Raw genomic sequence first — 14,016 nt, 5'->3', positions numbered from 1 at the left:
CCACACAACCGGCCCCGCAGGACCGTCACCGCACCCACAACAACCCCAGCCCGCCGCTGGGGGCACCTCCCACGCCCTTCAGGCAGTGGGGGAGCAACGCCGAGAAACCCCACGGCGGGACAGCCGACAACGTACGCGGCACCGCCAAGCGCAGCGGAACGGCGAGAAACCCCCACGGCGGGACAGCCGACAACGTACGAGGCACCGCCAAGCGCAGCGGAACGGCGAGAAGCCCCCGCGACGGGAAAGCCACCTACGTACGCATCAGTCCAGCGAAGCGAGATCCGCGTCCAAGGGCGCCGACGCCGCCGGCGGCCAGGCGGGCCACCCGTGGACCGGTGGTACCGCGATCGCCCGCCACCAGGGATAGCCGGCCGGCGGATCGGCCGGCTCGAACGGCTCGCCCGGCCTGGGGTGGACGGTGGTCACCCCGGCCTTCCGGCCGGCGCTCAGCGTCCATTCGGCCGGCTCGGCCCAGGGGTGCGGGGCGAGGTTGAAGGTGCCCCAGTGGATCGGCAGCATCACGCCGGTGGGTGCGCCGCCCTGGAGGTCCAGATGGGACCGGACGCCCTGGGCGGGGTCCATGTGGATGTCGGGCCAGAACTCGCTGTACGCGCCGATCTGGATCATCGTGGCGTCGAACGGGCCGTGCGCCGCGCCGATCTCCGCGAAGCCGGGGAAGTAGCCGGTGTCGCCGCTGTGGAAGATGCGGTGTTCGGGGCCGGCGACGACCCAGGAGGCCCAGAGGGTGTGCTGCGGACCGCGCAGGCCTCGGCCGCAGAAGTGCTGGGCCGGGGTGGCGGTGAGGGTGAGGTCGCCGACGCGGGTGGACTCGTGCCAGTCCAGCTCGGTGATCCGCTCCGCGGGCACGCCCCAGAATTCCAGGTCGGCGCCGACCCCCAGCGGGACGGCGAAGACCGCACCGGTGCGGATCAGAGCCTGGATCGTGGGCATGTCGAGGTGGTCGTAGTGGTCGTGGGAGATCACCACGGCGTCGACCGGGTCCAGCTCGGCCAGGTCGACGGGCATCGGGTGCATCCGCTTCGGGCCCGCCCAGGCGAACGGCGAACAGCGCTCACCCCACACCGGGTCGAAGAGCACCCGCCGCCCGTCGATCTCCGCCAGTACGGTCGAATGCCCCAGCCACGTCAGCCGCAGCCCGGACGCGGGCGGAACGCGAAGATCCGCGGCGGTCGTGCGGTGCACCGGAATCCGGCCGACCGGGGCCCGGCGCAGCCGCCCCTCGCGGTTCAGCTGGGTGCGCGCCATCGGCAGCGCGGAGCCGACGAGCAGCTGCCGGGTCTGCACCGGGTTGCGGAACTGGCCGTCCACGAACTGCGGTGACCTTCGTATCCTGGCCAGCCGCTCGCCGGTGGGCCGGGCGCCGAAGCTTGCGGGACGCAGCGCGGACAGGCGGGTACCGGACAGGCGGGTACCGGACAGGCGGGTACCGGACAGGCGGGTACGGCGGGAACGGGAACCGGGCACGGCACCTCCATGGTCGGGGCGGTCGCGAAGTGAACGGGCCACGGGACCGGTGGGTTCCGCCGCGCCCGGCCACTTCGCGCCTCCCCCTCAACGCCGTGGCCGCGGCTCACATTCCGCGACCGGCCGTCTCCTCGGTGTCGTATTCCAGGACGACGTGGTCCTCCACCGCCCGGTACCCGAGCCTCTGGTAGAGCGCATTGCTGGTGGCGTTGGCGAGGTCGGTGAACAGCACCACCTCCCGGGCTCCGGCGGACCGGGCGGCGGCCGACACCGCGGCGGTGACCGCCCCGGCGAAACCGCGTCCGCGCAGTTCGGGCGGGGTGTGGACGGGGGTGACCCGGGCCGTTCCGGCCAGGGTGCGGGTGATACCGGCCATCGAGACCGGGCGGCCCCGGTCCTCCCACAGCAGGCAGCGGCCGTCCGCGATCCGGTCGTCGAGCGCACGGGTGTCGCGCGGCGGCGGGCCGCCGACCTCGGCGGCGAAGGCCGCGAACCAGTCGAGCAGGAGCTCCCGGTCGGCGGGCGTGGCGGTGCGGGCGGCGCCGGGTGGTGCAGGGTGCGGAGGTGTCAGTTCCGCGAGCCGGTAGAGGCGGCGGCGGGAGGCGGTGCGGAGTGTTCCGCCGTGCTGCCGCCGCCAGGCGGCGGCGAACGCCTCGGCGGCGGTCCGGCAGCCGTTCACTCCAGGGGGCCTGGGCCGCTCGCACGCCAGGACGTCGGCCAGCGCGGCGGCCGCGTCGTCCGGCATCGGGGAGAGCAGCACCGGGCGCGGCGGTGTCCAGAGGAATGCGGCCGCGGTCTCCTGCTGTCCGTCCGGCCGCCACCATCCGAAGGCCGGGGCGTCGTCCCCGTACGCGTCGGGGCCGAGCGTCCGCAGGGAGGACGCCACCGACAGCAGCACCGTGTGCGCCACCGGCCGGGCGCGCAGGAACTCCCCCGCGGCCGCCTCGAACGCGTCCGGGTTCCGGGTCGTGGTCCACGTCATGCCTCAGCTTGACGGGCGTGCGGCCCCCGGTGCAGCCGGTTTTCGGTACCGGGCCGCCGGGGCCCGTCAGAGCGGTTCGACGGCCGCCGGCGGCGCGGGCAGCGCGGGGCGCCGGGGCAGCAGGACCGTGCGCAGCAGGACCCGCGGGCCGACCAGCCGGGCGGGCGGGGCGGTGAGGCAGAAGACGTCCCGGAAGGCCGCGCCGACCACGGGGTCGATGGCGGCGCGTACGGTGAGCCGGTCGAGGTACCAGGTGGCGAGCCGCTCGCCGAGGCCCGCGCGGGCGCCGTCGCCGGCGGCGTACGGGCGGTCCGCGCCCACCGCGGCGAGCCAGGCGGTCTCGGCGGCGCGGGCCACCGCGCGCTGTGCCTCGGCGGCGACGCCGGGCCGCAGTCCGCCGCGGGCGGTCAGCGTGCCGCGCACCGCCAGCGCGCCCAGTGCGGCGACCGACATGCCCTGCCCGTACACGGGGTTGAAGGTGCAGCCGGCGTCCCCCAGGACGAGCAGGCCCTCGGGCAGGGCGCCCGGGCGCTCGAAGCGCCGGCGGCGGTTGCAGGTGTCGCGGAAGCCGTGCACCGCGGAGAGCGGTTCGGCCCGCGCGAGCAGTTCGTGGACGTAGGGGTCGCCGATGGTGGCGGTGAAGGCGGTGAACTCCGCCGGGTCCGTGGGCGGGTGGTGTCCGCGCACCCCGGACAGCGTCAGCAGCCAGTTGCCGTCCTCGACGGGGACGTAGGCGGCACCGCGCGGGCAGCCCGGCCAGCCGGGGACGTTGACCCCCGCGTCGGGCGCGGCGTCCGGGTCCTTGGGCCGGTACATCCGGGTGGCGTAGGCGAGGCCGGAGTCGACGGTCTCCTCCTCGGGGGCGGGCCGGCCCAGTGCGGCGTACCACTGGGGTGCGCGGGAGCCGCGGCCGGAGGCGTCGACGACGAGGGTGGCCGGCAGCTCCCGCTCGGCGCGCGCGCCGGCGACGCCGTCCCGGGGGCGGATGCGGACCCCGGTGATCCGGTCGGCGTTTCCGGTGAGGCCGGTGACCTCGGTCGCCTCCAGGAGCTCGACGCGGGTGGGTGAAGCGGCGGCCGCCGCCAGGGCGCGTTCGCGGACCACGGCGTCCAGCACCGGCCGGGTGACGCTGAGCGTCGGATGGCGGCGCTCGTCGAACCGGCGCTGCCAGCCGGCGGGCGTACGGGTGAGCAGATCGCGCGGCAGATACAGGCTGCGGGCGCCCGCGTCGGTGAGCGCGGCGACGGTGCCGGGCAGCAACTCCTCCAGCGCGCGCCGGCCGCCGCTGAGGAGGATGTGCAGGTGGCGCGCCTGGGGGACGCCCTTGCGGAAGGTGCGGCCCGCCGGGTAGCGGTCGCGTTCGACGACGGTGACGGTGTCGACGTGGCCGGTGAGGGCGGTGGCGGCCAGCATGCCGGCGAGCCCGCCGCCGATCACCAGCGCGGTCCGCCCGCCGTTGGAGTGCTCTGCCATTCCTGCCTCGCTCCTCCGCCGGGCCGCTCCGTCCGCCGCCCGGCCCGCTCTGTCGCCGTGCGGGGGCCCGTTCGCCGGGCCCGGCCGCGGCCCCGCTCGTGCCCGCAGCGGAGCACCGCCCGCGGGTCCTGATCATGTCCGTCGCTCAGACTTCAGTGCGGCCGTCATCCATGTCAACCACCTTTGCCGCGAGGGGATTCGGGGCCGTCGCGGCATCGTACGGGAGCCGCCCGCCAGGGCCCCGCTCGCACCCGTTCCGCACCGGTCACGGTGCACCGGCGGGGCGTCTTGCGCGTCGTTTCCCCTCTTGTGCCACCCTCGTCCCGGACATCCCGGCTTCGGGCGGGGCTGCGTCTAGACTCCCGGCAGCGGACGCACCTGGTCCGCAAACGGTCTCACCAGCAAGGGATTCGTCTCACCAGCAAGGGATGCAGGGACGCTTGTGACATTCCAGCAGGTATCCGAGCCGTACGACACATATGACGTACTCGTGGTGGGCGGGTCGGGGGTGGACACCATCGTGCCGGTCGGCGCGCTGCCCGTGCCGCCCGCCGATTCCCACCCGGTCCCGCCCATCAGGGAATGGGCCGGCCATACCGGAACCGGTGTCGCGCTGGGTTGCGCGGCGCTCGGACTGACCACCGGTTTCGTGGACTTCATCGGTGACGACCATGCCGGGACCCTGGTCCGCGAGCGGCTGGCCGGCACGGGTGTGGACTTCCGGCCGCTGGTCTCACCGCACGGCACCCGGCGCGCGGTCAACCTCGTCGCCCCCGACGGCCGCCGGATGTCCTTCTACGACGGGCGTGACCCGCTCGATCTGCGGATGCCGCCGGAGCACTATCTGCCGGTGCTGCGCCGGACCCGGCACGTCCATCTGTCGATCACCCATTTCGCCCGCTTCCTCTACGACGACATCGAGGCGCTGGGCCTTCCGGTCTCCACCGACCTGCATGACTGGGACGGTCTGACGGACCACCACCGGGAGTTCGCGTTCCGCTCGGACCTGGTGTTCCTCAGCACGGCCGGGGCGGGCGAGCGGATCGGGCAGGTGATGCGGGAGATCCTGCGGCAGGGGCGGGCCCGGGCGGTCGTGGCGACGGCCGGCGCGGGCGGCGCGTATCTGCTCACGCCCGAGGACCGGACGCCGCGGCCGGTGCCGGCCGCGGTGCCGCCGGGCCCGGTCGTGGACAGCAACGGAGCCGGCGACGCCTTCGTCTGCGGTTTCCTCCATGGCCGGCTGGCGGGCCGGCCGCTGGAGGACTGCGCACGGCTGGGCGCGGTCGCCGGGGCGTACGCGTGCACCGCGCCGGGTACCCACACCGCCCTGATCGGCCCGGAGGGCCTGCGCGGTGTGGTGCCCGAGCCCGCGGCGGCGGAGCCGGCCGGTCAGTCCTTGCGGCCGACCCCGCCGTAGAAGATGGTGTTGTTGAGTTCCTCGGCGCCGGGCACCGGTCCGTCCGGCCGCCACAGCGGGACGCGTACGACGCCCGGGTCGAGGAGGGTGAACGGCCCGAAGAGCGGCTCGATGCCGGCCTTGGAGCGCAGGTTGAGGCTGGCGGTGGCGCTCTTGTAGACGTCCTCCACCCCGGCCCGGGCGACCTCGTCGGTGCGGCCGCCCGGGTAGCCCTCGTAGGGTTCGCCGGTGGCGTGCGACAGGACGAGGTGGCTGCCGGCGGGGAGCGCCTCGGCGAGGGTGGCGATCACGCCGGCCGGGTCCTCGGTGTCCCGGAGGAAATGCAGGACGGCGACGAGCAGCAGCGCCACGGGTTCGTCGAAGTCGATCAGCTCTTGGACCACGGGCTCGTCCAGGATGGCCTTGGGGGCGCGGACGTCGCCGAGCACGAAGCCGGTCCGGGCCGCGTTGGTGAGCCGGGCGCCGGCGTGGGTGGCGACGATGGGGTCGTTGTCGACGTAGACGACCCGGCAGTCGGGGGCGGCCTCGCGGGCCACTTCGTGGGTGTTGGGCGAGGTGGGGATGCCGGTGCCGATGTCGATGAGCTGGCGGACGCCGGCGTCGACGACGGTGCGCACCGCGCGCCGCAGGAAGGCGCGGTTGGCGCGGGCGCTGAGCCGTACCTGGGGGTGGACCTCGATGACGCGCTCGGCGGCCACCCGGTCGACCTCGTAGTTGTCCCAGCCGCCGAGGTAGTAGTCGTACATCCGGGCCGGGTGCGGCCGGCTGGTGTCGATCTCCTCGGCGGAGAAGCCGGTGTGCTCCGGGCCGGGGGCGTACGGACCGATCTCCGGGACCTCGAAGTCCGGGAGTTCCGGGGGGAGTTGCTGCCCGCTCATGCCGGCCTCCGGTCGGTGCACCGGCCGGCCGGTGCGGTGGTGAGCAGGAAGTCGGCGTGGCCTGCCTTGGCGCCCTCGATGAAGCTGACCATTTCGCGGTGGGTGTAGATCAGGGCGGGGCCGTCCGGGTCGGTGGACTGGCGCAGGGCGATCCGGCCGTCCCCCAGCCGCATGGCCTCGACGCACTCGCCACCGTTTCCGCCGCTCCACGGTTTGTGCCAGCCCTCTGTGCCCAGTTCTTTGGCGGGCATGCCGTTGTAGATGCGTATGCGATCCATGGGGGGTTCAGATCTCCTTGCGAAAGCCACCCAGAATGGCCTCGGTGGTGTGTGCCGGCGCGGCCTGCGCACACATCCGGTCCAGGGCCTCCAGGTACTGCGAAACGTCGTTGCGCTGGTCGAAGTACACGGCTCCGACGAGGCTTTCCGTGTAGGCGATGTCCGGGAGTTCCGGGATCGGGAAACGGAAGATGTGGAAGGGTCCGTACATGGCGGGGTGCGGACCGGCGGCGAAGGGCATCACCTGCAGCCGGACGTTCGGCAGCGCGGTGGCCTCCATGAGCCGGGTGATCTGGTCGCGCATCACCTTGGGTCCGCCGATCGGGCGCCGCAGGACGGTCTCGTCCATGACCACCCAGAGCATCGGCGCGTTGTCGCGGGTCAGCAGGGACTGCCGTTCCATGCGCAGGGCGACGATGCGGTCGATCTCCGCGCCGGAGGCGTGCGGCATCCCGGCGCGGAGCACGGCGGTGGCGTAGTCCTCGGTCTGCAACAGGCCGGGGACGTAGTGGGGTTGGTAGGCGCGGATGAGGTTGGCCTCGCCCTCCAGGCTGACGAAGGCGCTGAACCACTCGGGGAGGACGTCCCGGAAGCGGTGCCACCAGCCGGGCTTGTTGGCCTCGCGGGCCAGGCCCAGGAAGCCCTCGATCTCCTCCTCGTCGGTGACGCCGTAGGTCGCCAGCAGCTTCTCGACGTAGGGGAGTTTGAGCCCGACCTCGGCCTTCTCCATCCGCCGGACGGTGGCGTGGGTCACGTCGAGGGCCGCCGCGGCCTGTTCGAAGGAGAGTCCCGCCTTCTCGCGCAGGTCCTGCAGTCGCTTGCCGAGCACCACCCGCAGGACGGTCGGTGCGCCTGCCGACCGTGGGTCCGCCACGTCCGATCGCCTCCAACTGACTTCAGTGTTCAGCAGTGTGTCATGCCGTCATCAGGACGAACAGACTGCACTGACGATTCTGCAAATTACAGAGTGATCCTTGCCATCGGTGACCGACATCGCACATAGTTACGGCGTGGCTTCCTCCAACAACGCTCCCTCGTTAGGGCGCTGCGGCGGCTTCGTCGCCCAGCACCCGCAGGACGCGTTCCACTTGCCGGCGCGACGCACGTCCGTTCCCGAGGCGCGCAAGCGCGTCCAGACGCTGCTCGTCGAGTGGGGCGCGGCTCAACAAGTCCGCGACGACGTGGAGTTGGTGGTCTCCGAGCTGTTCACCAATGCCGTTCGGCACACCGGCAGCGAGAAGGTCGGCTGTGAAATCGCCCTCATCGGTGCGCACATACGCATAGAGATCACGGACGAGGGCGACGCCGGGGGTGCGGCGCCGAAGGTCCAGCCGGGCACCCCGGACCAGGAGTGCGGCCGGGGGCTGTTCCTGGTCGGTGCGCTCTCCGACGGCTGGGGCTCGCGTCCGGCCGACAGCGGGCGGGGCCGGGTGGTCTGGGCGGACCTGCCGTACTCCAGCGCTCCGGCGCACTGAAGGCCCCGTTCCGCCGTCGGCGGACGGGGCCTTCGTCGATGATTCAGAGCGGCAGCAGGTCGGGCCGCTTGGGCTCGACGTGGTCACCGGAGGACTCGCCACGCAGCCGGCGCCCGATCCACGGCACCAGGTGTTCCCGCGCCCAGTGGATGTTGTCCCGGCGCGCCTCGGCGGCCGAGCGCTCCGCCTCCGGCGGCCAGGGCTGGTCCGGGTCGGCCGGCACCCGAAGGCCGAGTACCTGGGCGGCGCGCAGCGCCACCCGGGTGTGGCCGTCGGCCGACAGATGCAGCCGGTCCTCGCTCCAGGCCCGCCGGTCCTGTACGGACTTCAGCGACCACAGGTCGAGCACCGGGCAGCCGTGCCGGTCCGCGATGGCCCGGACGTGCGCCGTGTACGTGGCGATCTTGCCACGCAGGAGGCCGAGCACCGGGACCCCGCGGGTGTCGAAGCCGGTGCAGAGCAGGACCGTGCCGACCGAGGAGCGCAGATCGGCCACCGCCGCCTCGTAGCGCTCGGCGACCGCGTCCGGGTCGGAGCCCGGCCGGAGGATGTCGTTGCCGCCGGCGCAGAACGTCACCAGGTCGGGGGCGAGCTCCTTGGCCCGCGGGACCTGTTCCTCGACGATCTGGTCCAGCAGCCGCCCCCTGACGGCGAGGTTGGCGTAGCGGAAGGCGCCTTCCGCCTGTTGGTCCGAGAGGAGGACCGCGAGCCGGTCCGCCCAACCGATGTACACCCCGTCAGGGCCGGGATCCCCGACCCCCTCTGTGAAACTGTCCCCGACGGCTGCGTACGACCCGATGGCGCCGCTGGCGCCCGTGATGAAGTCCTTCGACTCATCTGCGGCGCTCCGGGCGCCGCCGTTGATGTTCTTCGAATCGTCTGCCACGTCAGGACATACTTCACCTTCAGAAGTGACCTACGCCACCGTAACCAGGGGTTGACGAGGGGTGATTAATGCCACCAGGTCAAATTCTGCTCAAGTTGGAATAAGGATCGGTCACCCCTGGCTCTCGGGTGCTTCCTCACGCCCCGCGCCGCTCCGATTGCGGCCTGATTTCCTATTGCATCAATGTCGTATCGTCGGGACTGCCCCGACTCGCCGACGAGCAGCGTCGGCGACCGACCCAGAGGAGCGCCCGTGACGCAGCAGACGCCGCAGGTCCCGCAGGCCCAGACGGAGCTCGCGGAGGTCCGCAACTTCCGCGACGTGGGCGGCCTGCCGACCGTGGACGGGCGTCGCGTGCGGGAGGGCAGACTGTTCCGCAGCGGCCACCTCGCCCATGCCACGGCGGAGGACGCGGCGTTCCTGGCCGGCCTCGGGCTGCACACCATCTTCGACTTCCGCAATGCCTCGGACATCAAGCTGGAGGGCCCCGACGTCGCGCTGCCCGGTGTGCGCAACGTGAACATCCCGCTGACCGACCCGGCCGACGGCGCCGAGTTCTGGACGATGGTCCGCGACGGGGAGCTGGAGCAGCTGCGCACCGCGCTCGGCGACGGCAAGGCCGCGGCCCGGATGGCCGCGACGTACCGGCACATCATCACCACCCGCACCGAGGACCACAGCCGGGTGCTGCACGCGCTCGCCGAGGACAGCGTCCCCGCGCTGATGCACTGTGCGGCGGGCAAGGACCGGGCGGGCCTGTCCGTGGCCGTGACCCTGCTGGCGGTCGGGGTGGAGCGGGACGCCATCGAGGCCGACTACCTCAAGTCCAACGACCCGCACCGCCGCTACAAGATCCGCCGCTCCGACAGCTCCGCGGCCGGGATGTCGCAGGAGGTCATGGAGCTGCTCTCGCCGCTGTTCGGTGCGCACACCGACTACCTCGCGGCCGCCTACGACGCGATCGAGCGGACCTGGGGCTCGACGGAGAAGTACCTGTCCGAGGGGCTGAAGCTGACCCCCGAGACCCGCGAGCGGCTGCGCGGGGCGCTGCTCACCGACTGACCGGACCACGAGCCGCTACGGTTCGGCGACCCAGCCCGCCGTCAGCACCAGCCCCGACGCCTGGTGCACCGCGAGGAACCCGAAGGGCCGGTCGAAGCGGGCCGTGATCCGCAGCGCCTCGTACGGCGGGGGCGGCGGCACGGAGCCCGCGGCGACCGGCATGACCGTGACGGCCGCCGCCCGGAAGCCGAGCGCGCCGAAAGTCGCGGTGGCCTGCTGCCGGGCGGCCGTCACCGCGAGCGGGTGGTCGCTGATGCCCGGGAAGTGCCCGCGGGAGTCGTCCGACGCGGCGGTCAGCCCGAACAGCTCCGGCCGCCCCAGCAAATCGTGCGCGGCGTCGACGGTGAACCGCACGGTCGTGAGGTCCAGGCGCGGCACCCCGTCGTAACTCGGCTCCGTCGTCACCCGCAGCCCCGGTCCGGCGCCGCCGGCCGGCGCCGGACCGGGCACCGCCGGGTACCGCCCGGCCAGCGCCTCGACGCCGTGCCACAGGACCTCGCCGCCCGGCACGCCGGGCCCGCCGAGCAGCAGATGCACGTCCAGACCGTTGTCGCCCTCGACGCGTACGTCGGTCAGCGGGCCGGCCGGGGTGCCGTGCACCCGGAGCTGCCCGGCCTCCGCCCCGGAACGGCTCAGCGCGGTCACCTCGCGCCCCGCCCAGGGCCCTTCGGTGAGCCGCAGCGGGAACTCCCCGAACGGTTCCGTCCAGGTCGTCCGTACCAGCAGCGCACTGGCCAGGACGAGCAGCAGGTCCACAGTGGCCTCGACCGGCATCCGCTCGATCAGCCCGTCGGTGTGCTGCCGCGCCCAGGCGTCCAGCGCCTCCTGGTCGGCCGCCGCGGCGCCGGTCAGCTCGCCGAGCGTGCCGGGCGGCAGACCGTCCCGCCACTCGGGGCGTAGCGCCAGCGTGCGCCGGGCCCACAGCGCGGCCGCGGCACCGACGCCGTCGGCCGCGTCCAGCGCCCCGAGCAGCGCCCAGGCCTCCGACGGCGCCCGCTCCGGGTCCGTGCCGAGCGCCTCGCCCAGCTCCGTACGGGCCGGGCCCGCCGCGGGGCCCGCGAGCAGCGCCAGCAGCGGCCAGACACCGGCCGCGGTGAGGACCGTGCCGGCCTCCCCCACCGCCTCCCGCGCCCAGCGGGCCGTCATGCCGTTCACGGACCGCACCGTCGTCGCGGCCACCATCGCGTCCCCCAAAGCACTGTCAGCGGTGGGCGACCGCCTGTTTGACCAGCGTCCGCCCGAAGTCCCACATCAGGCCGCCGCCGCTGTGGGCGTCGTCCATGACGGCCGTGAAGGCGTCGACGAACCGGTCCACCTCCCGCTCGCCGATGATCAGCGGCGGGATCAGCTTAATGACCTCCAGGTGGTCGCCGGAGACCTGGGTGAGGATGCGGTGCCGCTGCAGCAGCGGCACCACGACCATCTGCGCGAACAGCCCCTTGCGGGCCGCCTGCAGCATCGTCCAGCGGCTGCGCAGCCCGAGCGAGCTGGGCCGGCCGAACTCGATGCCGATCATCAGGCCGCGGCCGCGTACGTCGTGCAGCAGCTCGTACTTGGGGATCAGCTCGGCGAGCCGGCCGCGGAGCAGCTCGCCGGTGTGCCGGGCGTGCGCGACGAGCTGTTCGTCCTCCATCACCGCGAGGACCGCCAGACCGGCCGCCATGGCCTGGGCGTTGGAGCCGAAGCTGGCGGAGTGCACCAGCACGCGGTCCATGGACGAGTAGACCCGTCTGAAGATCCAGTCCTTGCCGAGGGTCGCGCCGACCGGGACGTATCCGCCGGAGAGCGCCTTGGCCACGCACACCAGGTCCGGTGTCACCCCGTCCTCGTGCTGGTAGGCGAAGAAGTCGCCGGTGCGGCCGAGACCGGTCTGCACCTCGTCGGCGATCAGCAGGGCCTTGTGCCGGTGCAGCAACTCCTGCGCGGCGCGCAGATGGCCAGGCGGCGCCTCGTGCACGCCCTTGCCCTGGATCGGCTCGACGATCAGCGCGGCGACGTCGCCCTTCCTCAACTCCCTTGCCAGCGCGTCGAGATCGCCGAGCGGCACGGCGGTGTCGGGCAGCAGCGGCGCGAAGCCGTCACGGAAGCCGTCCTCGCCGTTGACGGAGAGGGAGCCGGTGGTCAGGCCGTGGAAGGCGTGGGTGCAGTACAGGATCCGCGGCTTGCCGGTCGCGTAGCGGGCGAACTTCAGCGCGGTCTCCACGGCCTCGGTGCCGCTGTTGCCGAAGAAGACCCGGTCCAGGTGGGGGGCGTGGCCGAGCAGCTTCTCGGCGAGGAGCCCGGGCAGCGGCTGGCAGTCGAAGCGGGTGAGGTCGGGCAGCTGGGCGTCGAGGACGTCGTGCAGCGCCTTCCGTACGACGGGGTGGTGCCGGCCCAGGCCCATCACCCCGAAGCCGGCGAGCATGTCGAGGTAGTCCTGGCCGTCCGCGTCCCAGAAGTACGCGCCCTCGGCCCGCTCGTAGACCTTGTCGAAGCCGATGGTGTGCAGCATCCGCGGCAGCTGGTGGTTCAGATGGCGGGTGTGCAGGTCGTAGCGCTCGCCGCCGCGCTCCGCGAGCAGCTGGGTGAGGTCGAATCCGGTCACGAGACGCTCTCCTTACGGGCCAGTGCGGCGCTGATCCGGCCGGCGATCTCGGCCGGGGTCAGGCCCAGGTCGGCCAGCAGCTCGGCCCGCTTGGCGTGCGGCAGGAACTCCTCGGGGATGCCGAAGGTGCGCAGCGGGACGTCGACGTCCGCGTCCCGCAGCGCCTGGCCGACCGCCCAGCCGACGCCGCCGGTGCGGCTGTTGTCCTCGACCACGGCCACCAGCGCGTGCTCGGCGGCGAGTTGAGGGACGGCCGGGTCGACCGGCTTGACCCAGCGCGGGTCGATGACGGTGGCGTCCACACCGCGTGCCGCGAGGAGTTCGGCGACGCGCAGGCAGACCGGTGCCATCACACCGACCGCGACCAGCAGCACGTCCGGGTGCGGTGCCCGGTGCAGGACGTCCACCCCGCCGATCCGGTCCACGGCCGGAATCGGGTCGTCCACCGATTCCTTGGGGAAACGCAGCACGGTCGGTGCGTCGTCCACGTCGACGGCCTCGCGCAGCTGGGCGCGGAGCTGGTCGGCGTCGCGCGGGGCAGCGATCCGCAGACCGGGGACGACGCCGAGCACCGAGAGGTCCCACATGCCGTTGTGCGAGGCGCCGTCCGTGCCGGTGACCCCGGCCCGGTCGAGGACGAAGGTGACACCGCACTTGTGCAGCGCGACGTCCATCAGGACCTGGTCGAAGGCGCGGTTGAGGAACGTGGCATAGACCGCGACGACCGGGTGGAGTCCGCCGGTGGCGAGCCCGGCGGCGGACACCACGGCGTGCTGCTCGGCGATGCCCACGTCCCAGACCCGGTCCGGGAACGCCTCGGCGAACTTCTGCAGGCCGACCGGCTGCAGCATCGCCGCCGTGAGGGCGACCACGTCCTCGCGTTCCTCGCCGATGCGGACCATTTCGTCGCCGAAGACGGACGTCCAGGAGGGCGCGCCGGGCGGGGTGACCGGTGCACAGGTCAGCGGGTCCATCACGCCGACGGTGTGGAAGTGGTCGGCCTCGTCCTCCAGGGCGGGCCGGTAGCCGCGGCCCTTCTCGGTGAGGCAGTGCACCAGCACCGGGCCGTGGAATCCGGCGGCGCGGCGCAGCGCCGATTCGACCGCCGCGATGTCGTGCCCGTCGATCGGGCCGAGGTACTTCAGGCCCAGGTCCTCGAACATGCCCTGCGGTGCGATGAAGTCCTTCAGGCCCTTCTTGGCGCCGTGCAGCGTGCCGTAGAGCGGTTTGCCGACGACCGGGGTGCGCTCCAGCAGGTCCTTGCCGCGGGCCAGGAAACGCTCGTAGCCGTCGGTGGTGCGCAGGGTGGCGAGGTGGTTGGCCAGCCCGCCGATGGTCGGCGCGTAGGAGCGCTCGTTGTCGTTCACGACGATGATCAGCGGGCGGTCCTTGGCGGCGGCGATGTTGTTGAGCGCCTCCCAGGCCATGCCGCCGGTCAGCGCGCCGTCGCCGATCACCGCGACGACGTGGTCCTTGGTGCCGCGCACCTGGTT

Annotated in this window: 13 protein-coding genes; 3 read left to right on the top strand and 10 right to left on the bottom strand. The window is 73.1% G+C overall.

Annotated features, from left to right (window positions below; all coding sequences use genetic code 11):
* Positions 1-264: 264 nt before the first annotated feature.
* The 3 genes from AB0G35_RS36785 to AB0G35_RS36775 form a co-directional block, all read right to left on the bottom strand.
* Positions 265-1,443 (bottom strand): MBL fold metallo-hydrolase, encoded by a 1,179-nt coding sequence (locus tag AB0G35_RS36785; protein WP_360959017.1) that lies wholly within the window; start codon positions 1,441-1,443, stop codon positions 265-267.
* A 151-nt stretch (positions 1,444-1,594) separates the two neighbouring features.
* Complete coding sequence (locus AB0G35_RS36780; RefSeq protein WP_360959008.1) at positions 1,595-2,470, bottom strand: GNAT family N-acetyltransferase; 876 nt, start codon at positions 2,468-2,470, stop codon at positions 1,595-1,597.
* Between the two features lie 66 nt (positions 2,471-2,536).
* Positions 2,537-3,943 carry an FAD-dependent monooxygenase gene (locus AB0G35_RS36775; RefSeq protein WP_360959005.1) on the bottom strand — a complete coding sequence of 469 codons (1,407 nt, stop codon included), beginning with the start codon at positions 3,941-3,943 and terminating at the stop codon, positions 2,537-2,539.
* Positions 3,944-4,385: 442 nt separating this feature from the next.
* Here AB0G35_RS36775 and AB0G35_RS36770 point away from each other — a divergent pair, with 442 nt between their 5' ends.
* A complete protein-coding gene (locus tag AB0G35_RS36770; RefSeq protein ID WP_360959002.1) occupies positions 4,386-5,360 on the top strand; it encodes a PfkB family carbohydrate kinase in 975 nt (324 codons plus the stop codon).
* On the opposite strand, the gene AB0G35_RS36765 is transcribed toward AB0G35_RS36770, so the two are convergent.
* Genes AB0G35_RS36765 through AB0G35_RS36755 form a run of 3 tightly spaced genes read right to left on the bottom strand, consistent with a single transcriptional unit; the run spans position 5,333 to position 7,390 of the window.
* Positions 5,333-6,238 carry an SAM-dependent methyltransferase gene (locus AB0G35_RS36765; RefSeq protein ID WP_360958999.1) on the bottom strand — a complete coding sequence of 302 codons (906 nt, stop codon included), beginning with the start codon at positions 6,236-6,238 and terminating at the stop codon, positions 5,333-5,335. The genes AB0G35_RS36770 and AB0G35_RS36765 overlap by 28 nt on opposite strands.
* Positions 6,235-6,516 (bottom strand): DUF397 domain-containing protein, encoded by a 282-nt coding sequence (locus AB0G35_RS36760; RefSeq protein WP_360958996.1) that lies wholly within the window; start codon positions 6,514-6,516, stop codon positions 6,235-6,237. Before AB0G35_RS36760 ends, AB0G35_RS36765 begins: the two co-directional genes overlap by 4 nt.
* A gap of 7 nt (positions 6,517-6,523) precedes the next feature.
* Positions 6,524-7,390 (bottom strand): helix-turn-helix transcriptional regulator, encoded by an 867-nt coding sequence (locus AB0G35_RS36755; protein ID WP_360958993.1) that lies wholly within the window; start codon positions 7,388-7,390, stop codon positions 6,524-6,526.
* A gap of 136 nt (positions 7,391-7,526) precedes the next feature.
* Between AB0G35_RS36755 and AB0G35_RS36750 the strand changes: the two genes are divergently transcribed.
* Complete coding sequence (locus AB0G35_RS36750) at positions 7,527-7,991, top strand: ATP-binding protein (protein ID WP_360958991.1); 465 nt, start codon at positions 7,527-7,529, stop codon at positions 7,989-7,991.
* Positions 7,992-8,034: 43 nt separating this feature from the next.
* Here the strand turns inward: AB0G35_RS36750 and AB0G35_RS36745 are convergent, their stop codons facing one another.
* Entirely contained in the window at positions 8,035-8,811 is a 777-nt protein-coding gene (locus tag AB0G35_RS36745; RefSeq protein ID WP_360959014.1) for an SGNH/GDSL hydrolase family protein, read from the bottom strand.
* A gap of 318 nt (positions 8,812-9,129) precedes the next feature.
* Here AB0G35_RS36745 and AB0G35_RS36740 point away from each other — a divergent pair, with 318 nt between their 5' ends.
* Entirely contained in the window at positions 9,130-9,939 is an 810-nt protein-coding gene (locus tag AB0G35_RS36740; protein WP_360958988.1) for a tyrosine-protein phosphatase, read from the top strand.
* 15 nt (positions 9,940-9,954) lie between these two features.
* Here the strand turns inward: AB0G35_RS36740 and AB0G35_RS36735 are convergent, their stop codons facing one another.
* The 3 genes from AB0G35_RS36735 to AB0G35_RS36725 form a co-directional block, all read right to left on the bottom strand.
* Complete coding sequence (locus tag AB0G35_RS36735) at positions 9,955-11,085, bottom strand: serpin family protein (protein WP_360959011.1); 1,131 nt, start codon at positions 11,083-11,085, stop codon at positions 9,955-9,957.
* A gap of 55 nt (positions 11,086-11,140) precedes the next feature.
* Positions 11,141-12,523, bottom strand: a complete 1,383-nt coding sequence (locus tag AB0G35_RS36730) for an aspartate aminotransferase family protein (RefSeq protein ID WP_360958985.1) — start codon at positions 12,521-12,523, stop codon at positions 11,141-11,143.
* On the bottom strand, positions 12,520-14,016 hold a 1,497-nt coding region (locus tag AB0G35_RS36725; RefSeq protein WP_360958982.1), incomplete at its 5' end, for a 1-deoxy-D-xylulose-5-phosphate synthase N-terminal domain-containing protein. The genes AB0G35_RS36725 and AB0G35_RS36730, both read right to left, overlap by 4 nt.

This window comes from Streptomyces sp. NPDC021749, from assembly GCF_040640655.1.
Lineage (GTDB): Bacteria > Actinomycetota > Actinomycetes > Streptomycetales > Streptomycetaceae > Streptomyces.
Note: the sequence above shows the minus strand (reverse complement) of the source record. Positions and strands in the feature narration are given on the sequence as shown.